This window comes from Candidatus Methanoperedens sp. (assembly GCA_027460535.1).
Lineage (GTDB): Archaea > Halobacteriota > Methanosarcinia > Methanosarcinales > Methanoperedenaceae > Methanoperedens.
The window spans coordinates 34151-52968 of record JAPZAR010000005.1 but is presented as its reverse complement, the minus strand read 5'-3'; the positions used below and the strand labels follow the sequence as shown (position 1 = coordinate 52968).

The 18818-nt window shown below is 41.1% G+C and carries 27 protein-coding genes; 9 read left to right on the top strand and 18 right to left on the bottom strand.

What is annotated here, in order from left to right; translation table 11 throughout:
• The first annotated feature begins 204 nt into the window (after positions 1 to 204).
• The 6 genes from O8C65_00985 (at position 205) to O8C65_00960 (ending at position 7099) form a co-directional block, all read left to right on the top strand.
• Positions 205 to 2085 (top strand): S8 family serine peptidase, encoded by a 1881-nt coding sequence (locus O8C65_00985; protein ID MCZ7355481.1) that lies wholly within the window; start codon positions 205 to 207, stop codon positions 2083 to 2085.
• 25 nt (positions 2086 to 2110) lie between these two features.
• Positions 2111 to 3406, top strand: a complete 1296-nt coding sequence (locus O8C65_00980; protein ID MCZ7355480.1) for a hypothetical protein — start codon at positions 2111 to 2113, stop codon at positions 3404 to 3406.
• 40 nt (positions 3407 to 3446) lie between these two features.
• On the top strand, positions 3447 to 4613 hold the full coding sequence (locus O8C65_00975; GenBank protein ID MCZ7355479.1) for a hypothetical protein: 1167 nt from the start codon (positions 3447 to 3449) through the stop codon (positions 4611 to 4613).
• Between the two features lie 159 nt (positions 4614 to 4772).
• Entirely contained in the window at positions 4773 to 5954 is a 1182-nt protein-coding gene (locus O8C65_00970) for a hypothetical protein (protein ID MCZ7355478.1), read from the top strand.
• Between the two features lie 284 nt (positions 5955 to 6238).
• Positions 6239 to 6538 (top strand): hypothetical protein, encoded by a 300-nt coding sequence (locus tag O8C65_00965; GenBank protein ID MCZ7355477.1) that lies wholly within the window; start codon positions 6239 to 6241, stop codon positions 6536 to 6538.
• A gap of 27 nt (positions 6539 to 6565) precedes the next feature.
• Positions 6566 to 7099, top strand: coding sequence for a hypothetical protein (locus O8C65_00960; GenBank protein ID MCZ7355476.1), 534 nt, complete (start codon positions 6566 to 6568; stop codon positions 7097 to 7099).
• Between the two features lie 166 nt (positions 7100 to 7265).
• Here the strand turns inward: O8C65_00960 and O8C65_00955 are convergent, their stop codons facing one another.
• From O8C65_00955 to O8C65_00915, 9 genes are all read right to left on the bottom strand, one after another.
• A complete protein-coding gene (locus O8C65_00955) occupies positions 7266 to 7460 on the bottom strand; it encodes a helix-turn-helix transcriptional regulator (GenBank protein ID MCZ7355475.1) in 195 nt (64 codons plus the stop codon).
• Entirely contained in the window at positions 7444 to 7731 is a 288-nt protein-coding gene (locus tag O8C65_00950; GenBank protein ID MCZ7355474.1) for a hypothetical protein, read from the bottom strand. The genes O8C65_00955 and O8C65_00950 overlap by 17 nt, the downstream gene beginning before the upstream one ends.
• A 138-nt stretch (positions 7732 to 7869) precedes the next feature.
• Entirely contained in the window at positions 7870 to 8295 is a 426-nt protein-coding gene (locus O8C65_00945; protein MCZ7355473.1) for a DUF2178 domain-containing protein, read from the bottom strand.
• Complete coding sequence (locus O8C65_00940) at positions 8292 to 8705, bottom strand: hypothetical protein (GenBank protein MCZ7355472.1); 414 nt, start codon at positions 8703 to 8705, stop codon at positions 8292 to 8294. Before O8C65_00940 ends, O8C65_00945 begins: the two co-directional genes overlap by 4 nt.
• The gene (locus O8C65_00935) at positions 8702 to 9094 is read right to left on the bottom strand and encodes a DUF2178 domain-containing protein (protein ID MCZ7355471.1); all 393 of its coding nucleotides are present in this window, start codon (positions 9092 to 9094) and stop codon (positions 8702 to 8704) included. Before O8C65_00935 ends, O8C65_00940 begins: the two co-directional genes overlap by 4 nt.
• A gap of 48 nt (positions 9095 to 9142) precedes the next feature.
• Positions 9143 to 9598, bottom strand: coding sequence for a hypothetical protein (locus O8C65_00930; GenBank protein MCZ7355470.1), 456 nt, complete (start codon positions 9596 to 9598; stop codon positions 9143 to 9145).
• Positions 9595 to 10002: a hypothetical protein gene (locus O8C65_00925; protein MCZ7355469.1), complete on the bottom strand. Its 408-nt coding sequence runs from the start codon at positions 10000 to 10002 to the stop codon at positions 9595 to 9597. Before O8C65_00925 ends, O8C65_00930 begins: the two co-directional genes overlap by 4 nt.
• Before the next feature lie 126 nt (positions 10003 to 10128).
• The gene (locus O8C65_00920) at positions 10129 to 10683 is read right to left on the bottom strand and encodes a hypothetical protein (protein MCZ7355468.1); all 555 of its coding nucleotides are present in this window, start codon (positions 10681 to 10683) and stop codon (positions 10129 to 10131) included.
• Positions 10684 to 11176: 493 nt separating this feature from the next.
• Positions 11177 to 11332: a hypothetical protein gene (locus tag O8C65_00915; GenBank protein MCZ7355467.1), complete on the bottom strand. Its 156-nt coding sequence runs from the start codon at positions 11330 to 11332 to the stop codon at positions 11177 to 11179.
• Between the two features lie 115 nt (positions 11333 to 11447).
• Between O8C65_00915 and O8C65_00910 the strand changes: the two genes are divergently transcribed.
• Complete coding sequence (locus tag O8C65_00910) at positions 11448 to 11747, top strand: hypothetical protein (GenBank protein ID MCZ7355466.1); 300 nt, start codon at positions 11448 to 11450, stop codon at positions 11745 to 11747.
• Between the two features lie 25 nt (positions 11748 to 11772).
• Complete coding sequence (locus tag O8C65_00905) at positions 11773 to 12138, top strand: hypothetical protein (protein MCZ7355465.1); 366 nt, start codon at positions 11773 to 11775, stop codon at positions 12136 to 12138.
• 128 nt (positions 12139 to 12266) lie between these two features.
• On the opposite strand, the gene O8C65_00900 is transcribed toward O8C65_00905, so the two are convergent.
• Positions 12267 to 12692, bottom strand: coding sequence for a hypothetical protein (locus tag O8C65_00900; GenBank protein MCZ7355464.1), 426 nt, complete (start codon positions 12690 to 12692; stop codon positions 12267 to 12269).
• A 187-nt stretch (positions 12693 to 12879) separates the two neighbouring features.
• On the opposite strand from O8C65_00900, the gene O8C65_00895 reads away from it, so the two are divergent.
• The gene (locus O8C65_00895; protein ID MCZ7355463.1) at positions 12880 to 13080 is read left to right on the top strand and encodes a hypothetical protein; all 201 of its coding nucleotides are present in this window, start codon (positions 12880 to 12882) and stop codon (positions 13078 to 13080) included.
• Between the two features lie 2 nt (positions 13081 to 13082).
• Here the strand turns inward: O8C65_00895 and prf1 are convergent, their stop codons facing one another.
• The 8 genes from prf1 to O8C65_00855 form a co-directional block, all read right to left on the bottom strand.
• Positions 13083 to 14330 carry a peptide chain release factor aRF-1 gene (prf1, locus tag O8C65_00890; GenBank protein MCZ7355462.1) on the bottom strand — a complete coding sequence of 416 codons (1248 nt, stop codon included), beginning with the start codon at positions 14328 to 14330 and terminating at the stop codon, positions 13083 to 13085.
• Between the two features lie 167 nt (positions 14331 to 14497).
• The gene (locus tag O8C65_00885) at positions 14498 to 15439 is read right to left on the bottom strand and encodes a beta-ribofuranosylaminobenzene 5'-phosphate synthase (protein ID MCZ7355461.1); all 942 of its coding nucleotides are present in this window, start codon (positions 15437 to 15439) and stop codon (positions 14498 to 14500) included.
• A gap of 61 nt (positions 15440 to 15500) precedes the next feature.
• A complete protein-coding gene (hisG, locus tag O8C65_00880; protein ID MCZ7355460.1) occupies positions 15501 to 16373 on the bottom strand; it encodes an ATP phosphoribosyltransferase in 873 nt (290 codons plus the stop codon).
• 69 nt (positions 16374 to 16442) lie between these two features.
• Entirely contained in the window at positions 16443 to 17624 is a 1182-nt protein-coding gene (locus tag O8C65_00875) for a hypothetical protein (GenBank protein ID MCZ7355459.1), read from the bottom strand.
• Between the two features lie 62 nt (positions 17625 to 17686).
• Positions 17687 to 17932, bottom strand: coding sequence for a hypothetical protein (locus tag O8C65_00870; GenBank protein MCZ7355458.1), 246 nt, complete (start codon positions 17930 to 17932; stop codon positions 17687 to 17689).
• Between the two features lie 2 nt (positions 17933 to 17934).
• Positions 17935 to 18279, bottom strand: coding sequence for a DsrE family protein (locus O8C65_00865; protein MCZ7355457.1), 345 nt, complete (start codon positions 18277 to 18279; stop codon positions 17935 to 17937).
• Positions 18279 to 18584 carry a DsrE family protein gene (locus O8C65_00860; GenBank protein ID MCZ7355456.1) on the bottom strand — a complete coding sequence of 102 codons (306 nt, stop codon included), beginning with the start codon at positions 18582 to 18584 and terminating at the stop codon, positions 18279 to 18281. The genes O8C65_00865 and O8C65_00860 overlap by 1 nt, the downstream gene beginning before the upstream one ends.
• Complete coding sequence (locus O8C65_00855; GenBank protein ID MCZ7355455.1) at positions 18581 to 18805, bottom strand: sulfurtransferase TusA family protein; 225 nt, start codon at positions 18803 to 18805, stop codon at positions 18581 to 18583. The genes O8C65_00860 and O8C65_00855 overlap by 4 nt, the downstream gene beginning before the upstream one ends.
• Positions 18806 to 18818: the final 13 nt, after the last annotated feature.

Here is an 18818-nt window from a genome sequence, read left to right as displayed (position 1 = left end):
AAAATACAGTAATGAAAGTTGGATTATGGGGGATGTTTCCATTCACATAGAAAATGGAAAACTGGTCGATGAAGAGATAAGTATAGCCTCTACTTCAAATATAACAAAGCAAAAAATCAAAGAGTTAAGTAAAGATAATAGGGTACGTGCCATAGAATTGGATCCTATCTTCTATTGAAATAAAATATTAAGAGACGTAAAGGAATGCAATTAGGCGCTCTGCTTGCAGCGATGCTGCTGGCGACGGCTGTAATTATCCCTTCAATGGGGGCAAGTCCGGATGTAAGCAAGACGAAAACAGAAAAAGCTCTGGAGTATATAGCGCAGAAGCATGCGGTACCGAAGGAGAGGCTTATGGTGATGAATAAAAAAGAAGCGAACTTTCCCTTGTCCAAAAAGAAAATCTGGAGTGTGAAAGCTCTGGATACGAAAACCACAGATGCTTACCTTGTCGACCTTGACGAAGCAGGCAACATTGCAGACATGAAGGCAGTGAGGGATATGGAGATTGCCATATATAAAGAAAAATATGGGAAAAAAGAGATAGAACTGCAAGAAAAACTGCAAAAAATGAATCCAGACGATACAGTTGAAATGGGAATCTGGTTAAATCCTGCAATAGAAGCACCAATATCAGTGGGCGAAATCAGCGATGAAGAGAATCACAAGATACTTGATGCAAAGAGAAAGGATTACGCACAAAAAGAAAAACCGGTCCTTGATATTCTTAAATCAAAGAATATAAATATAAAATATGCTTCCCAGTACGCACCCCTGATTTATGCGGAGGTACCTGCAAAATTAATGGCAGAAATAGAGAACATACCAGAGGTTGATGGAGTATACCTTGCAAAACAATTTAAACCCGCACTAAATATGGTGGCTCAAACCGTAAAAGTACAGCCAGTGTGGAGCGCGGGAATTATGGGAAGTGGAATCAAAGTTGCAGTAGTCGAAAAAGGGCGCTTTACGACCGAAAATCCCTATCTTACACCAGGGCCTTCCTACAAAACTGCAGGTCCAGATTCACATGCTACCCAAGTTGCGGGAATAATTGCAAGTACTCATCCTACGTACAAAGGAATCTCTTATGGAGTACCTGCAATATTAAGTGCAAATGCAGGAAGCTGGTCGGAATCTGATATGATTGCAGCTTCAGAATGGGCAATTACCAATGGCGCAAACATACTGACCAACAGCTGGGGAGACGATACAGGCCTAGTTATGAGAGGGATTGATAGATACTATGATCACGTTGTATGGGAGAATAGAAAAACAGTAACTGTAGTCTCCGGGAACGAGGGACAAACTAGTGGGAATGTTGTTTCACCGGGATTAGCCTATAACATCATTACTGTTGGAGGATTCGATGATAAAGATTCCTCTGAATGGTTAGATGATACTATGTGGGCAGGTTCAAGCTATAAAGATCCAACTTCACCGCATATGGATAGAGAAAAACCAGAGGTAATAGCCGTAGCTACACATGGAAGCAGGTACATTACAAGTACACATATTGCCAATCCCTGGGTATATGTTGTTGTAGGAGCTGGAACAAGCTACGCAGCACCAGCAGTTGCTGCAGAAGCTGCACTGCTCATGCAGACAAAAAGCTGGCTGACACTATGGCCAGAGACTGTGAAAGCTGCTATCATGGCATCTGCTGTACATAACATAGAAGGAAGCAGCATGTTGAGCGAATACGATGGCGCTGGCGGAATAGACATTTCGAATGCATATTATACCGTAAATAACAACCGTATATCAGGAGAAATGTTGTTAGCCAGTAATTTCCCTAAGGACTATACGTTCACCGCATCGGCAGGACAAAAGGTCAGGGTAGCTATAGCCTGGGACTCTCATCCCGACTCCAATCATCCGCCAACAAGCGATACATTAGTGTCGGATTTAGACCTATACATCCTTGATCCCAATGGAAACACAGTAGCTTTCTCATCCAGCTATGACAATAGCTATGAGATAGTTGAGTTTACTGCGCGAACAACTGGAACCTTCAAAGCAAGGATCAAAAAATATGGATCTGCATCATATGAATACCTAGGGTTTGCTTACACATATGCGTAACCCTTATTTTTTTATTGGGATCAACATGAGAATCAAATTTTTAATCCTAATATTGTTTTTTGTAGTACTGGTAGCATCCCTTGGATGTATAGAATCTAAAAAGTTACCTGCCCCTAATGAGACAAAAATAATTGCACCTAAACCTACATTAGCTCCGACTGAACAAAAATTGCCTGCATATAATGAGACAGAACTTTTAAAAATCAACATTACTTTCGAGACCTGGTCAAGGGGTTACTGGTCAAATTCATCTTATAATGAACCTTATTTTAGAGTGATTACTAATTATAGCGAATGGGTATCTTTCCTTGATAATCAGGGTTACCTAGCCTGGCAGGGAGGAGAGGGGCCTTTAAGATTAGAGGGGTCAATTTATCCCGGCATATTTACGAAACCAAGGCAAATGAAACCATCCGATTTTGACAACTATTCTGTCATAGCCGCGATGATGGGGCGAATAGGTCGTGCCGAGGGTCCTGAAATTGAGATAAGAAATATCACTGCAGCGGATAATATTTTTAATGTGATCATTGCATTCAAGCTTGGTCCGGGAGCTGCTGTTGAAAGTGCTCCATATCATATTATAATGATCAAAAAAGAGCTATTGCCGAAAGAGCCCATTTTTGACTTCATTGATATTGAGGGTAAACTTCTGGCAAGGGTTGCAGAGAGCGGGTATAGGTCATCCCCTTCACTGATCGACATAATTTCATTCGAACATCCTGCTTTAAGAAATTATTCTGATATAGAGGAGATCGAAGAAGATTATTATCTAGGAGACTTGAAAAGGGGTTGCATCGAATGCGAAGGAAAAGAGCTTGATTATATTATTCGCGGCTACCCGAAGCGCTGGGATGGAGAGGAGAGCATAGTAATGACCCTGCAGAATGCCTTTACCGGGACCGAAAAATTAAAAAGAATAGAGATAATCCTCGAGAAAGAAACACAGGTGGCTTTCAGAACAGTTGCAATCGGCGAATCGAGTGGGTATACAAATTCGATATTCATAATAATCAACAACCGGACAGAGTGGACTAATGTCTGGATGAAGCACAGCAGTTATCTCAAGACCCATAAGCCAGAGGTGCCTGATGTAAACTTCACCAACGAAACCGCTGTAGCTGTTTTCTTTGGAGAATCGCCTGCATTTGATGCAGGACTTATAGACATTACTAAAACAGGAAGAACTGTTTTTGTTAAACTGCAAAAGAAGTATCCTGCGAGTCGTTCTTCGGTACAACCTTATTTTATAGTCAGGTTCTCAAAACCTTCGGATAATATAACTCTCAGAACATTGAAATGGGAATACAGTTCCAATTGATGGACATCAATATTTATTTTTTATATTATAAAAGTGTGATATGATTTCAAAGAAATTCATGAAAAATTCATTAAAGATTTTACTGGCCTTTATTTCTATAGTACTGATAACCGGATGCCTCGAACAAAAAGAGAAAATTCAAAAAGTTATTCCAGATGTTCTTACCACTGTTGATTCATACAATCCACCTGCCTACAGGGGGAATTCAACAATCGTCAATTTTGCTATAAGTGGCATAAATGTCAAAAAAGGAAACGAGATTTCTCTGAATTATAAAACCGAGATGGTGCATACCAATGGCTCTCTGGAGCTAGCTCCGGACGGCATGCATTTAATCCCTGATCAAAAGCCGTTGATTTTCAAGCGCACGGCAAATGCCGGAGAAGCGCCAGAGAAATTATATTCTAATTTGACAGTCACTGTTGATAAAACGGCTGCTGATGGGGATTATTATATAATGATCAGCGGGAGAGATAAAGGTTTGGCTTTTGAAAGCTCAGTATTGTCTTTTAAGATCGGCAAAGGTGGAAAACTGCCACTTCCAGAGAAAGATGTATGGAATATAGGTTATACCAGAGAACAGGCCCCGCCACTGAGTGAAGAAGAAAAGGCAGAAGCGGTGGCAATTGCGGTTAATGACACTCTTTTAAAAGGCAAAAGTTATGGAATCATTGGAGTGAGATTAAATTTTTATGATATAGGAAATTTCTCCGGATTTTTTCCCGTTGTTTCGATAGGCATGGAAGATGTCAATGTCCAGTATGTAATCGATTTTGAAGATAAAAAAGTACTACAATCTTTGTTTCTAATGAATAGTCAGATACCGAAAGTATGGATATTCACTTCTGATTACGATTTGGCTAAGAATCCGAATATCCCTTCTATCGGGAGAGGAAAATCCACTCTGATAAATCTGACAATCAGTGGTTCTGTCAGCAAGGGAACAAAAGTATATTTGAATTACAGTGTATATGCAAGATATCCCGACGGTTCTACAGAAAAAAATCCAAAAGAAGTGGATTTATTTATAGTACCAGATGTAGTGGTTTTCCAAAAAGAATGTACAGAAGGATGCGAATTACGTTCTAGCCTCATAGTGAATGTGAGCCAGGCTGCAAAGCAAGGTTTATATCAAATATATTTTGAGGGAAGGTCTACTGAAGATATAGTTAATTACGAGGATTACCAATTTGTTTTAGGAAAATAAATTAAATATCGGATGGTGCATTAATGCAAGAAAATTGCTGATTGTACAGGTGAATAAATCCTGTTGATTTGGGTGATATTGGAATAGATAAGTCCTGGATTCGGATTAGTAGAAGCAGGTTAGTATATCAAATGACAGCTTACAGGAAGTAATTAAAAAATGAAAATCCACATCATTGCAGTATTTGTGATATTGTTCATATTAGGTACAGGGCTTGTTGCTGCTGGAACATTAACGATCAATCTGGAGCCCAGCCTTGATGGCAAAGGGGATATCAGGGCAACGTCCATCATTCAGGCTGTACTGTCCATATATGATGGCGAATTTATTGATCCTGAGGCGGTTGTCATAATAAGAAGTGGGAAAATCTCGAACGTCTCCAGAGACAGCGAACTACAAGACATGGAGCAGACAGAGAAGAGGCTTAATGTATCTAATAACGAATCAGTGAGCTGGGGATGTAATTTTAGCATACGTGAATGCTCCTACGAAGTCGTTAAGTCTCTCAATAGACCTTTTAATGCTGCAACTATTACTTCCGGCACAGCACGGTTTAGTCTAAGAAGTTATGGGTATGCAGGCAATCGCTACATTATGACAAATAATCTCTGGGGCGATCTCATTCCAACACGAATTGATGACCCGACAAAGGATATCCACCAGTTCGTGGGACAGAAGCTGCGGGTATCTGTTATTGGCAACCTTTCAGATCCGACCTATCGAATCGAAACTTTTACCGCAGGGCAGGGTTATGATCATCCAACGGTCAGTTACTATGACCCCACCAACAAGGGGGTACTGGGGAGATCTCAGGGAGATGTCTATATCATATTGTCCCTGAAGACAAATCCGCAGAGATTCCAAGTTATCACGCTCGGCCCACCGTATTCAGGGCGAGAACAGACGATAATTGACTATACGCCAACCACTCATCCGAACACTTCGACCTCGATCAATCCATCGTTCTCGAAGTGGATGTTTGGCGAAGACAGCCACGGCGTTGATTACGGTGGGAATGATAGCAAGTGCAATACCTGCCATGGCAATCTGGATACGAAGCCATCCAAATTCTCTGAAATCACGGTCAGCAGCGGTTTTTGCTTCAGGTGCCACTACGGTAAAAGCGGTTCTGACAAAGGGTTCGTAGTAGATACAATCGGACTTGGGATCGGTACACCTGCACCAACAACACCGAATCCGACCACGGTTCCAAATATACCAGTGACCACAACAGCGAAACCAACACCAGCACCAACGACCGCACCGCCAAAAACCCCTGCGTTCGAAGTAATTTTCGCAATTTCAGCAATACTGGCAGTGCTATTAATTAAAAGAAAGTAAAATAGTATAACTTTCTTGGCGTCTTGATAAAGTTATAAATAAGATTGAATTTAATTTTTATCAGGGAAAGAAATCATACATGGTACTGAAATGGTCGGAGTTAAAATCTCGGAGCAATATCTGGAAATAATTATATAGCTCAAAACCAACAGAAGCATCGCGAAATAAGGCGTGGCGAAGTATACCCATGGATAGATATGATAGGTATACGGAGACGGAAGATTTTGATCGAACTCTGGAAATAAATAGAACAAAGGTTCATTGGTCAGAGGATTATCAAGAATATGGTAGAATATAAAGAAATTAGGGTCAATAGCAGAGAACTCGTTCTCGGTTTATTAATTATTTTTTTCAGTTTGACTTTGGGTCTCCTAGTTCCTTTTGTTGCACCAGCACTATGTGTTTCGCTGTTAGTAACCGGTGTATATGCTTACAGGCATGCCATAGATGTTGGCATGCGTACTATTGCCATAGCGGCTATTACAGGCGGTATTTTGATGTTCTTGATGATAATTGTAATATGGCTTTTTATGGTATCGAATATAACCTCGACCTCCTCGATTGAGAATTATCCAGGAAGATAATTTTATTTTTTTAAAGTAAGGAAACTCATGAATAAAAAAGTGAAAATAGGCCTATTGATTATATCAGTTACAGTTATTTGTTTTATAATCATTTCAATTACAAACAATACTTATATTGGTCCAAAAGGTGAGGACTTCCCATTTTATTCTTTAATGTTCAGGGGTCTAACTTACGACGGAAAAGGAAATCTGTCTTGGGAAAAGATTTCGTGGAATTTTTTAGAACCTCAAAAATACAATTATAAATATTCGGTTCGAACTCCGGGAAAAAGTATCGAAGTTTCTTCATTTTCATATGGGGGAGATTATAATGTTTCATCTGATGCATTTCAAAGTTATGAGAATTTGCTGGAAAAAAACAGATACAACAAAATTGATTTTCATGTTACTATTGAATCAGGGAAATTTGTGATTTTAAATAGTTCAGCATTCGAAAATAATTATTTTGTTTATGTAGAGCTAATTAGAACTTTATCAGATACATATTATGTTATTGTTATAAAATCCAATATTAATGAGAAGGAAGTTGTGAAAACACTCGTAAAAGGCAACACTACCTAAAGGGATGATGCCTGGCGAGGCAAGGCGGGATGTGAATTTCACTTTAACTGTTCCAGAATATCTACCACATGCCTCTTCCTCGCTTTGCTAAAGTTAATTATGGGTTCACACATTTGCGACATTTTAATTATGATTTCAGTGACATTTATTGTAATACTACCCCTGATTACTCCTCAAAGATAAAAACCTCCTCCATTTTTGATTTCAATACTTTAGCTATATCATGAGCAAGCTTCAAGGAGGGATTATATTTTCCTTTTTCTAAGAAAACAATAGTTTCTCTTCTTACACCCACCTTTTTGGCAAGTTCTTCCTGAGTTAAATCATATCTTGCCCTGAGCTCTTTAATTCGCGTTCTCATTAACCCCCCTTTCGTATCTGTAAAATAACAGGACGTATAAGACAGAGGCGACAGCAAAAACAGGCCCGATCAACGCCGTGAATATCATTTCATTTATCAGCTTTAAACCGAGTAATGTGAACAAGACAGTTATTGATACGTAGAGGAACATGAAACCTGTCCTTGATGCCCTGAGCGTGTTTAACTCCGAGCGCTCGTCGGTAAGAGTCTCGTCGATATGGGTGTCTGAATCCTTCCATTTATTCCACTTATTGTAGGTTTTAATCGACATGAAAATCCCAAGAATTATTAAAACCCGCTGAGCGCTTTGCCAAAAGTGTTCTCATAATACAATGAAAGCCAGAGCATACCCACAGGACAAAAAACACGCCTACGAGACATTCGCGAAGTAATATATCTCTTGTTTTCATTATACATCACCTTTTTTGTCAATATAATGCCCAATAATTATCCATGAAAACAGGGAAGCAATCCAAATCACATATACCGTGCTTGTATATTCCAGCCCTAAATTAAAGGCGCTGTTAACCACGCCGGAAACCATAAGGGCCGCAATAAGAAGCAAATATGCAAATAATCCAGATTTCGCCCCAATCCTGCGTGACCGCTCATCAGCTATTGTTTTTCCTTCTGATTCTGCCTTGAACCTTTTGATATTGAAATATGCGCCTATCAAAAAACTCAAACCAACGATGAAAATCAAGGGTTCGTAATACGGTTTTCCTTCATAAATATTTTGAAGGAGCCAAAAAGATGCAAATGCAAGCATAAATACGCTTATGGCCAATTCAATCTTACTCTTCAATAGCATTTTTTTATTTTCCTTAATCTTCATTCCACCTCACCTTTTTTGTTGTAGTACCACCTGAACACAATGAAAATCCAGAGTCCGATAATCCATATATCCTGGACCACTTCAGCTAATTCTCTCGACGGGGTTAATGAGGGGGAGATTTTCAGCAATCTGAGGAGCAAGATTATTGCTCCAATCAGCAGGGTTGCAATAAACGCAGAATATCCGGCTTTTTTCCGGACTCTTACAGACCGCTCGTCTTCTATTAAATCTTCTTTAGATTTAGTGGCCGCGATTAAACCGGTTATTAATCCTATAAGACCACCAATAATTAAAAGAAATCCGATAGTGCTAATTGGTTCGATAAATAAAAAAATGATAATTCCAGCCAGAAGTGCGCCCAGGCTTATTCCAATAAATTTTATGATATCCTTATCTTTCCTGAATTTCAATTCAATTCCTGCTTTTTCCCATAATATAATATCAGCAATACCCACGAAACAATTGTAATGCCCGATATGGAAGCCAAACGTAATACACTTCGAATAAGATATTCATTTGTCATGAAAACCATGAAATTGTTGCCATAATATCCAAGAGCACCAAAGACCAGATCTATAACAGTAAGAATCACAATATACGCTAAGGTAATTTGAAGCGCTTTATATTCGGATTTTTCCCGGATCCTTATATCTCTTTCATCTATCAGTGTTTCTGTTTTCGACTTTTTTGATAAGTTCAGATAATATAAAAACCAGAATATACCTATGAAAATGTATCCCGAATGATCAATTCCTATACTCTTATTATATGCTATATCTATCAGTCCCAACAACATCATCACTAGACGATATAAACAACCATTTCAAATTAGAATTTTTCTTGAGTTTCATTCTACATCACCTTTTTTATTGTAGTAAATCCCGAGCGCAGTCACCGAAATAATGGCAACTAAGATTATCGACATATATCTAGGGAAAAGGTGCGTAAAATCCCCCGGGCTTGGAAAACCCAGGAAAGAATCGCCCAAATTAATCAGGTTCACAGACCACAGCATATCAAATAGCATTAAAAATACCACATACAAAAAAGTTATCAAAAATGCTGCTGTGTTGGCTTTCATCGCGCGTTTTCTTATGCGTTCGTCAATCATAACTTCGGATTCCGGCTTTCTTGATAAATATAGCCCTATTGCAAGAATTATCATCCCTGCGACAATACTTGGTAATCCCGGGTTTGGACCCGAAGGGGGTATGATATTCAAGCGCTCCAATGCGCCAAACAGTATATTAAACAGGCCAAAAAGTACAGTGCCAAGATAAATCTTGTTGTTTATTATTTTCATTTCGCATCACCCTTTCTTTCAAAATATTGAAGAAGCGCAAACGGAATAATCAATACAGCCGCACCCATCATCCAAAGAACCAGAGGTACTGTCAATTTTGTGGGGTAAAATGCATCTATTCCTATTAATGCAGCAACGGTCATTGTCATGCCAATCCACGAATATCGGAAGGCAACTCCGGATAATTTTAGTGTCCGCTCATCCGGCTTGAAGAATTCCCCATCGCCTTTTATCAGGGCAAGCCCGGATATGATGCCAAGGAGGAAAATAACGATTCCTAGCGGATGTGTTGCGGTTTTCGCTTCTTCAAGTGTGCCCCCTTGAAGTATTATCGCCGCGCCCCAAAGCAAGTGAATTAATACCACTATCCACAATAGAACCAAAAGCTTTTGCCAGAGTTTCATTCCATATCACCTCTTATTTCAAAGTACCAAATAAGCCGGGGCAAGAAATCCGAGTGCTACTGCAATATTTATTTTGCTTTCCATTATCATCCAATCACCAAAAGTTATCCAGTTACAACTTTGCTTTCACCAGACATCTCCTCTTCGTTCAAAATATAGAACAAAAACAAAGGGGAGAATGAATAATAGCAGTATCAATCCAAGAAACATAGCTATAGGTGAAATTGTGCCGATATTTATTATCCCCGACATATCCAAAAACACGGACGCAAACCAAAGCACAATCATAACAAGCCAGGTGTAGTACGCGCCATGAACTAAGAATTTGTGTGTTCTTTCATCGCCACTATTTTGTTGATTTATCATTTTCTTAAATCTACGAAACCATATGCCATCGATTGTGATTGATATGCCACCGAATATCAGGTCTATGAACCTGTGAGGCGCATTACTATTTAAAAGAAATATGAGGCTGCCTGCAAGCAAAAGTACAGCTCCGATAGCCAGTAAATGCATTCGTTTTTTAATCAATCCGCCGGAATATAAGTACCATGTACTTCCCCAAAAAAACATCCACCCAAATCCTGTAGTTCCTTCAGTTCCGAAAAACACCACCATAGCTATGCCGATGCCAAATAGTATAAGGCCGATTATTGAATTCATTTGTTTTGATAGTTTCATACCATCACCCAAAGTTATTTATTTACAACTTTATGTTATAAATATATAACATTTAATTTCATTTAAACATTTCGGTCGTCGTGCGGCGGGCTGGGGTGATTTCGTTGAAATCAGGGTTTTTATCGAGTTGCCTAAGCGATTCGGTGGAGCAGCAGGAGGAGTGATAAAAACCCTTGTTCAGCGATCCGAACGAAGTGAAGGCAAGGGAGCGAAGCGACCGCAGAGTTCGGCCGGGCTTAATATCCTTACTCTTTCGAGTCATACGCCTGTCCAATAAAAGCACCCACAGAAACGCCAAGAAGAACGCCCGTTATCAAACCTGTCTGGTATGGTGTTGGACTTTGCATTAGTGCATATATGGACCATAGTAGAATACCCGCAGAAATTGTGATGGCTAACCAAAAGTTTATTTTTTTACTAATAATCATATTATGATTTAAGATATAAATAAATATATTTGTAAGCCCCACCGAATCTCGTTGGACTCAGGAGTCTAAAGTGTTAATCCGCCCACAAAAACAAAATCTGCGCCGTACTTTTTGGCAGTTTTTATCATTTCATCAAGATGTTCCTCGGAATCGGATAAAAATGGCAATACGGGAATATAGTTTACTCCGGCTAGAACCCCTGCTCCTTTGCATTTTTGCATAGCCTGCCTTCTCGACCCATGGATAGATATGATAGGTATACGGAGACGGAAGATTTTGATCGAACTCTGGAAATAAATAGAACAAAGGTTCATTGGTCAGAGGATTATCAAGAATATGGTAGAATATAAAGAAATTAGGGTCAATAGCAGAGAATTCGTTCTCGGTTTATTAATTATTTTTTTCAGCTTAGTTCTAGGTGTCCTGGTTCCTTTTGTAGCACCAGTACTCGGAATCGTCCAGCTTGTAAGTGGTGTTTACGCATACAAACATAGTACAGATGTTGCCCTACGTACTATTGCAGTAGCAGTTATTGCCAGCGGCATAATGATGTTTGTAATAGTGATCTTTTTATTGCTTTTCATGGTATCGAATACAACTACGACTCCCTCTATTGAGAATTACCCAGGAGGATAATATTTAAACAATATTTATAAATAATATGAACACAAGAACAATATTCATAAAAATATCATTGACAATAATTCCATTAATACTTGCCTTACTTTCATACATCGCTTCAAAATTTTTTGTTGTTTCAAGATACGGAACTGTAGCAGCTTATATGGAAAAAGAGGGATCCAGTATTACTTTCTTTTTTTTGATGATAGTATTCCTTATTGCCGTTTCGGACTCAAAACAAAGAAAAAAGATGGCAATAGTTTACATTTCGTTATATATTATTTCGCTCTCTGCTTATTTCTACGATTTATTTTATTTTGGTCTTAAAATAATATCAATTGTTTTAATAGCTGGATTATCTCTTCTTATAGGTACATTGCAAGTAAAAGAGGAAAGAGAATCATGAATATTTTAAAGAATTCTTCAAAAATTAATGTATGATTTTAAGGTCTTTTTAATTGTATCTTTACATATTTGTCACAATTTTTAAATATTGTTATAATATATTCCTCGTAAAATGCTCCAAAAATAATACTACTCCTCGCTGGTGTCAGATGCCACCACGACAGGTTGCGATGCTGTATCGGACTCGCTCTCTGGTTTAAAATGCTGCACCCAATCTTCAGATATGAGAGTCAAGCTATTTTCATCCGTTTCGTCTGGCGCCGTTAGGACAGTAAGGATTTTTCTATCTGAAATTTTTATTATCGTGCCATTTATTGGATGCATGCCGGCCTGCTCGCCTCCTGCTGTGAGTTCGACTCTGTCCCCCATACAAAACCCGCTCTTTGAACAGTCGCTGTCATTCAAAGTGTTTATTGACCGCTCCATATCGAGATTATCTGTTTTCGGTTCCCCATTATTTTCCTTGAAGACATGTGAACCTCCCATCAATAGAAATGCAATCCCAAAAAAAAAGACGCCGTATACTATTATTCCGATTTTTATCACATTTTTCATTTCAATTCCTAATGGACATGTTCCTTAATATTTTTTCTTGATTTTCCGAAAATGTCATGCTTTTTTCCGGCGGGAACATGAGTCCTGCATTATCTTGCCGCGCTGAATAGATACCGGTCTTAAAAGCGTTAAATCTAAGTGCTGTTGAAAACTATTCTAATGCCAGGACAAACATTTTCGAGGAAAGATGAGCTCGATCTCAATAGAAACAACCAATGAAAACCAGCTCACTGTCGAGGAGTACGTTCGCTATATAAAAATAAAAGACCACATCCTGCAGGTCTTAGAAAGTGCTGACCTGAAAGAGGTACTCCGCTCAGATGAAGAATCCATCAACGGTCTCACCATCGACCTTACCGTAAAGTACTCAGTGAACAAGAAAGATTAATCTTAAATCCCTGTTTTATATCTCAATATTGCGCCGATCCCGCCAAATGCAGTCAGAAGCTGGTTCCCTTCTTCAAATGCGCTTGAAATGAACACAGTGTTGGTGCTCATCTGGTCAGCGATGGTTGAAAGCTCATCCACGATATCCACCGACTCCTGGATGCTAAGGCTGCTACCGCACTGTTTGCAATTCCCGGGCTGGTATTCCTCTTCCCCCGCTTTCTTGGTGATAGTTTTCTTTTCCTCAAACCCGCAGTTACCGCATTTTATCGTGATGCGAAGCTTCCGAAGCTCGTCCGATAATAAAAGGGTATCAACAGTACCCATCTGGAGGTTCTTCCTGACCTGTTCTTCCCCGTACGAAGCAAGGCCGTTATCACTCACCAGCTCTCGCAGGAATCGTTCCATGTACTTCTTCTCCTGCACTACCTCCACGTCCTGCAGAGCATCGCCCAGTTTGTCAAAAAGCTCATACAGACCGGATTCATCTGTATACGCCACATCAAATAGCCCGAGGATCTTTTTCTGGATCTCATGATGCAGAAAGCTTCCGCTCTCGAATTCTTCCTTGGTGGGCGATGGTCCCCCGATGAACACACCCTCGAAGTCCTTCTGGTCAACCGCAAGAAATACTTCACTCGCCGCGTCTGCGATGCGCGTATAGAACTCGTTTATCGCGATGAGACGGAGTTGCTGGAACCTGTGCGAACTCTGTCCACCTTTTCGCTGCTTACCCGGGACCATGGAAGTCAAATGCGCCATTTCCTCGATGTGCTTCCCGCGCAACAATCCAACAGTTGCCTCGCGCCGGTCGAGCACGATCAAGCCGTAGGTCTTTTTCTCATGGAGCATGTCTTCGAGCGGGATGAGAAGGAAGGATGAGTCGCAGTGGTATTTGTAGGAAACAATGGCTTCCGGCGGCTCTATTATGTAGGTCTCCATATCTGTCTTGTTCGCGCCTATATCCACGGCCCCGCAGAAGATCACCACACCGTTCACGGGAGCTTTCGGTATCAGTTTAAGCCTTGAGAGCAGCGACTCAATGGCGCCGGTCACGTTCTGTCTTGTCACTCTTGATTTGATATTTGAAGCCTGGCCGAATTCTTCCCGCAGCTGGCTTGAGACTTCATGTATCTGCTTGTCGTGAGGGATATAAAGTGAGATGAGCTCAGTGCCTCTGCCTTTTTTATTGCGGAGCGCCTCAAGCGTTCTTTTGAATTCGTACTTTTTATGGGCTTCTGATTCGACCATTTTTAGCTCCCGTGGGATTTGATTCTTTCATATCTACTATTATAGATAAATGTTGAGTAAAACATAAGATTTTATGAATTCATATTCCCTATCTCGATGTGGTTGAAATTATTGCAAAAATGTTTAAAATGATTCCTCAAGATAATTGCATTGTTTGGTGAAAAATATCATTTGGTTTCTGTTCTTGCTCCCTCGTTCCTCGCTCTTGTGATAAATGTCTCCCCCTTTTTCCCGAGGAATTCACGGGCAATTTTTTCCAGGTTCTCTGCATCCTCTCCGAAAGCGTAAACCGTGGGCCCGAACGAGCTCATACCTGCACCGTATGCGCCTCCTTCCCTCAGGGCCTCCATCAGCTTCGCGGAAACAGGTTGGAGTTCCACTTCTTTTTTCTTGAAACCAAGCTTCTGTATCGCATTGATTGCGCTTCCAAATGTAACAATATCCTCCTCCACAAGCGCAGGAAGAAGCTGCATCAGGATAATATGGGATAATCTTTCAACATCTTTTAAGGGCACCGGACATTCTTTCTGGAATATGTTCACTTCATTTTTCAGGGATGCTCCTTTATGCTCCGGGATCGCGATTACGATATCCCAATCAGGAAAATCATTTCTCAAAAGGACAGGAGCCGGGGGAAGATCGCTTGCAGAAGATGGGAGAAAATCCTTTTTCTCGCTGAACCTGTGCCCTCCGTCCAGTATGAAACCACCGCTTTCAAATGCCGCAACGCCAATACCGCTTGTCCCGCCGCGCCCTACTTTTACTGCAATTTCGTACACGCTCAGGTTCAATTCGTATAGCCTGTTCACTGCCATGCCTGCCGCAAGGGCAGCCTGCGTTCCTGAGCCAAGGCCGATGTGGGAGGGATAGTCATGTTCTATTTCTATGTGTATCCCCTCTCCTTCGGGCAGGAGTTTCAAAGCGCCATTTCTCATACGTTCAATATGCTCACTCTTCCCGATGATCTCAACAATGTCCGATCTCCGAGCATTGATAACGATGTTCGGCTTTTCCAGCGTCAGCCCGATACCGCCGTCCACACGCCCTATGCCCGCATTCATGTCGATAAGGGTAATGTGAAGACGCGATGGCGTGGTGATTTTTAACATACACGTATCAACCCGGATAGACCTTGTGAAGACTGGCACTTCTTATCTTCGTTCGATTATTTCAATGCACTATTTTGCTTATATCCATTTCGAGGATATCCTCAGCGCCGAGGCTTTTGAGTTTTGGGATGAGCGTATTGATCTCGCTCTTGCTTACGACGGTCTCCACAGCATAATAATCTGATTTGTAGAGTTTCGAGACCGTGGGTTTTTTCATGGCAGGAAGGCATCCCACAACACCGTCCAGTTTGTCCTCATGGATGTTCATAACGATAAACACCTTGCCTCGTGCTTCCAGTACAGCCTGCAGCAGGATCTTGATCTCTTCTATCTCCCTGCGTTTTACAGGGTCTTTCCAGCTTTTCTTATTCGCGATCAGTTTTGTAGTGGATTCAAGTATGACATCAACGATCTTCAAACCGTTTTTGCGAAGCGTGGAGCCTGTCTCTGTCAAATCCACTATCACGTCAACGAGTTCAGGGACTTTTGCCTCGGTCGCACCATAAGAATAGCGGATGTCCACAGGTATGCCAAGGTTATCGAAGAATTTTTTTGTGAGCTTGGGATACTCTGTCGAGACCCTGCTCCCGGATTTAATATCTTTTGCAGTCCTGATGTCTTTTTCGATCGGCACCGCCACGACGATCTTAACTGTTCCCTCCCCCTGTTTGCTGTATATCATATCAGCGACCTCGACAACGTCGGATTCCGATTCCATCACCCAGTCCTTTCCTGATATTCCCAGGTCAAAGTAACCTTCTTCCACATATTTGGGTATCTCCTGCGGGCGAAGTATCTTTACCTTTTTTACTCGCGGGTCTTTAATTGTCGGATTGTATTCCCGGTCTGTTTTTTTTATCTCAAGGTCTGCCTGTTTGAAAAGAAGAAGCGTTTGTTCTTCAAGGCTTCCTTTTGGGATGGCGATGTCTATCATATTGATTCGCCTTTGTAATGATTCTCCTGATTAAAAGCTTTTGCCAGTATGAATCAAACGGCCATATCCTCACCGGACTTCCTGCCATCCCTTTGCCAGCTTTATCGGTTCCTCATTTATTGATAATATCCTCCCCCTCCCATTATCCATTGTAAGATCAATGCGGAATTCGTTGACATCACTTTCTGAGTATATCCACGCATACATTCTCTGACCTACCCCGAAATGCGTTGTATTGCTCATACTGAGGACAAAACGGTTAACGAGCTCAGTGCTTTCTTTTTCAGAAAGCCTTCCGAACTTCTGACTCGTGCTCACTGCGAATACCCCTGAACCACTTATTTTGAGAGCTTTCCCGTGGTTTGTCTCTATTATTTCAGCTGCAGCATCACCGGTCAGCTTGGGTTTCTCATACATTTCCAGCACTTTCCCATTCTCATCAAGCAGAACTGGAACATAAATCGTTGTTTTTTCACCATTTGTAGCGATACGAGTTTCCGATGATATACTTGCATATTTTGCCATATTGACAATCGTTATAGAGGCAACAAGAAGTATTATGAGCGTTAGGACAATCCCCACGATCCTTAATATTTTTAAAAACATGGGAATTTCATGTTTTGTATAAGTGGTTCCCTCCAAAATATACATTCCGATAGCTATAGAAGCTCCGGGTATTCCTATTGAAACTAACAGAAAAACCGTTGTTATAATAAATACTATTATGAAGTTCACCGCAAGGGCACTATTGAGGTAAGCTGCAATATTATCTCCCACCAGGTATACACCATATCCCAGGGCACTTCCCAAAATACTAAATGCTACCAGCAATAGCATATTTTTCGGTCTGGGGAAAGCAAACATGGATACTGCAATAACAAACAGTGAAACGGAAATATAGTTAAATGGGTTACTTAAATCAATCAAATTCGCTGCCAGGAAAGCTGTGAACACAGTGCCTGAAAAAACCCCTGCCAATAGGCCCATTTTTAATAATCGTATGGATCCTTCCCTCCCTCCCAGAATATGCCCTACATAGGCCCCGTATATCACAAAAATCAGTACGAAAACTAACCCTGGGAGAAAACCCGGATTAAAATATATAGGGATTGCAAATGAAATCATAATGCCAAGAATAAACGCTATCAGAACAGCGATGCCAATTCCTATCAGCAGCCCCAGAGCCCCGTGTATTCCATAGCTACGAAGGCTTCTATTATCTACCTCATTATAATCCGTATCGACCACCATATCTTCGATAACTCTTACTAAGTATATACTTTTGGAATATTTTCAATAAAGTCTATTCTCAACTACCAGGATACGACCTTATCGTATTCGAAAAGCATTTCTACGATCCTTTCATATCCCACGCGCTCATGCCCTGAAACACCCCTTGCTTCTGCGTCCTGCGCGCATGCGTAGACTTTTCCTTCAGGCTTAGCATACACTGCATCATGAAGCAAAAGTATCGCCACATCGTGCTCTTTGCTCTGTTCTTTTGCTATCTCCAATGGAGTTACATAATTCGGGCTCCGGATAATGTGCAGTATTTTCATAATTAGAATGGTATCACAATGTCGGATTCGGTTATCGTTTTCACGATCTCTTCTCGCTCTATCGCAGCCACATTCGCAAGAAGGCTGGATATTCCCCTCTTTTCCATGGATGGCCTGTCAGCCAGCAGGCGGCATTTCAGCATCGAAAGAGCCTCGAATTCCTTGTGCATCGGCTTAAAATTGACCAGCTCGGGCTTGGCCGGGGTGGCAGTATAAATCCCGTCGTCCATGAAAACAACCGTGACCTTATCCTCACGCAGCGTCAGGCCCACGCTCATCCTCAGCGCTTCTGCATTCCTCCGCGTGTTCAGGGGAAGATTTCTTACTATCACTGTTATCTTTTTCATTATTCACCAAAAGATATGAACCTGTCCACATCGCTTGCTATGCACGCATGGTCATACTGGCTCCCGAATAGTATGTCATCGACCCTGCTGACCTTTCGCTGCTCCACGTTCAGCGCACACACGGTTATATCGATCCCTTTTTCCACCAGTTCCACGAACTCTTTTTTATGGACGTTGTACACGCCATCGTACATTAAAAAAACGGAAACCGAATGGCCCTGCCCCAGAGCAGCCTTACTGATGGCTATAACTGTATTGGTATTCTCATTCTCCGGGCTTGTGGTCAAAAGTATCCCGAGTTTCATGCCTTGCGAATCCTTACCTTCCAGAGGTGGTCGCCCTGCTGTTCTATCCCGAGTATCTTGTGACCTTCGTTCTTCAGGCTGCGCGGCACGTTCTCAACGGCTGGAGCATGGTCAAATGTCACTGCAAGTTCCTCACCGCTTTCAAGCTCTTCAAGTTTCAGCTTTGTCTTCACAAAGGTATACGGGCAGACCTCGCCCTTTAAATCAAGTTCTATCGCCATTGTCTCACCATTT

Coding starts and splice junctions, on each gene's coding strand:
- O8C65_00895 (MCZ7355463.1), top strand. CDS start 12,880: ATGAGCTCGATCTCAATAGAAACAACCAATGAAAACCAGCTCACTGTC.
- hisG (MCZ7355460.1), bottom strand. CDS start 16,373: ATGATAGACATCGCCATCCCAAAAGGAAGCCTTGAAGAACAAACGCTT.
- O8C65_00925 (MCZ7355469.1), bottom strand. CDS start 10,002: ATGAAACTCTGGCAAAAGCTTTTGGTTCTATTGTGGATAGTGGTATTA.
- O8C65_00955 (MCZ7355475.1), bottom strand. CDS start 7,460: ATGAGAACGCGAATTAAAGAGCTCAGGGCAAGATATGATTTAACTCAG.
- O8C65_00935 (MCZ7355471.1), bottom strand. CDS start 9,094: ATGATGTTGTTGGGACTGATAGATATAGCATATAATAAGAGTATAGGA.
- O8C65_00930 (MCZ7355470.1), bottom strand. CDS start 9,598: ATGAAAATAATAAACAACAAGATTTATCTTGGCACTGTACTTTTTGGC.
- O8C65_00960 (MCZ7355476.1), top strand. CDS start 6,566: ATGAATAAAAAAGTGAAAATAGGCCTATTGATTATATCAGTTACAGTT.
- O8C65_00970 (MCZ7355478.1), top strand. CDS start 4,773: ATGAAAATCCACATCATTGCAGTATTTGTGATATTGTTCATATTAGGT.
- O8C65_00900 (MCZ7355464.1), bottom strand. CDS start 12,692: ATGAAAAATGTGATAAAAATCGGAATAATAGTATACGGCGTCTTTTTT.
- O8C65_00915 (MCZ7355467.1), bottom strand. CDS start 11,332: ATGCAAAAATGCAAAGGAGCAGGGGTTCTAGCCGGAGTAAACTATATT.
- O8C65_00870 (MCZ7355458.1), bottom strand. CDS start 17,932: ATGAAAATACTGCACATTATCCGGAGCCCGAATTATGTAACTCCATTG.
- O8C65_00950 (MCZ7355474.1), bottom strand. CDS start 7,731: ATGTCGATTAAAACCTACAATAAGTGGAATAAATGGAAGGATTCAGAC.
- O8C65_00860 (MCZ7355456.1), bottom strand. CDS start 18,584: ATGAAACTCGGGATACTTTTGACCACAAGCCCGGAGAATGAGAATACC.
- O8C65_00875 (MCZ7355459.1), bottom strand. CDS start 17,624: ATGGTGGTCGATACGGATTATAATGAGGTAGATAATAGAAGCCTTCGT.
- O8C65_00885 (MCZ7355461.1), bottom strand. CDS start 15,439: ATGTTAAAAATCACCACGCCATCGCGTCTTCACATTACCCTTATCGAC.
- O8C65_00975 (MCZ7355479.1), top strand. CDS start 3,447: ATGATTTCAAAGAAATTCATGAAAAATTCATTAAAGATTTTACTGGCC.
- O8C65_00865 (MCZ7355457.1), bottom strand. CDS start 18,279: ATGAAAAAGATAACAGTGATAGTAAGAAATCTTCCCCTGAACACGCGG.
- O8C65_00910 (MCZ7355466.1), top strand. CDS start 11,448: ATGGTAGAATATAAAGAAATTAGGGTCAATAGCAGAGAATTCGTTCTC.
- O8C65_00905 (MCZ7355465.1), top strand. CDS start 11,773: ATGAACACAAGAACAATATTCATAAAAATATCATTGACAATAATTCCA.
- O8C65_00920 (MCZ7355468.1), bottom strand. CDS start 10,683: ATGAAACTATCAAAACAAATGAATTCAATAATCGGCCTTATACTATTT.
- O8C65_00980 (MCZ7355480.1), top strand. CDS start 2,111: ATGAGAATCAAATTTTTAATCCTAATATTGTTTTTTGTAGTACTGGTA.
- prf1 (MCZ7355462.1), bottom strand. CDS start 14,330: ATGGTCGAATCAGAAGCCCATAAAAAGTACGAATTCAAAAGAACGCTT.
- O8C65_00965 (MCZ7355477.1), top strand. CDS start 6,239: ATGGTAGAATATAAAGAAATTAGGGTCAATAGCAGAGAACTCGTTCTC.
- O8C65_00855 (MCZ7355455.1), bottom strand. CDS start 18,805: ATGGCGATAGAACTTGATTTAAAGGGCGAGGTCTGCCCGTATACCTTT.
- O8C65_00945 (MCZ7355473.1), bottom strand. CDS start 8,295: ATGAAGATTAAGGAAAATAAAAAAATGCTATTGAAGAGTAAGATTGAA.
- O8C65_00985 (MCZ7355481.1), top strand. CDS start 205: ATGCAATTAGGCGCTCTGCTTGCAGCGATGCTGCTGGCGACGGCTGTA.